Genomic DNA, 627 nt, shown 5'->3' with positions numbered 1-627 from the left:
AATCTCTTGCAGGGGCACATTTATCCTGATGATGTGCAGATATGCGATAATCATGTAACTAAAACATATCATCGACAGGCAATAATTGAGCAATGGTGTTTATTCCATAAAGTTCCAATAGTCAAGGATGGTTTCATTGGCGCAATTATCAAAATAAATAAAATGGAGTGATTATGGCAAAGAAATTTAAGAAATTAGAGATAACCATCGTACCGAAAGCGGGAGAAGATTATTTTGAAAGGGTGTCAATAATTGGTGGAACGACAAGACAACTTTTCTGGGATAATGTTCTATGGTATTTTGATGGCGCTAAAATAAAGTCATTCAAAATTACACCATACAAAGAGATAAAAAGGACGAAATAATGGAAAATGAATTTGTCAAATGGCATATGGGGCATTCTAACTTTGGGTCGGATTTTGCAAATATATATGACCAAAATAATATACTGATTGCTCAACGATGTTTAAGAGAATTTGCCGTTCAGATTATCCGGGAACACAATTCCCGTCCACACCTTAAGGCTGTAGCGCAGGCGGCGATGGAATATTTTTCTCAAATGGCCGAATTCTACGCGTTAATGATGGGTAAAATGTTCAAAATGCCGCAATGAATCTAAAACAAAAT

The 627-nt window shown here is 35.9% G+C and carries 2 protein-coding genes; both read left to right on the top strand.

Annotated features, from left to right (window positions below):
* Positions 1 to 173 precede the first annotated feature (173 nt).
* The gene (locus tag COZ07_RS03690) at positions 174 to 365 is read left to right on the top strand and encodes a hypothetical protein (RefSeq protein WP_406607238.1); all 192 of its coding nucleotides are present in this window, start codon (positions 174 to 176) and stop codon (positions 363 to 365) included.
* Positions 365 to 613 carry a hypothetical protein gene (locus COZ07_RS03685; protein WP_406607237.1) on the top strand — a complete coding sequence of 83 codons (249 nt, stop codon included), beginning with the start codon at positions 365 to 367 and terminating at the stop codon, positions 611 to 613. Before COZ07_RS03690 ends, COZ07_RS03685 begins: the two co-directional genes overlap by 1 nt.
* Positions 614 to 627 lie beyond the last annotated feature (14 nt).

Source organism: Candidatus Infernicultor aquiphilus, assembly GCF_002784285.1.
Taxonomy (GTDB): domain Bacteria; phylum Atribacterota; class Phoenicimicrobiia; order Phoenicimicrobiales; family Phoenicimicrobiaceae; genus Infernicultor; species Infernicultor aquiphilus.
This window is presented reverse-complemented; position numbering and strand designations above follow the sequence as displayed.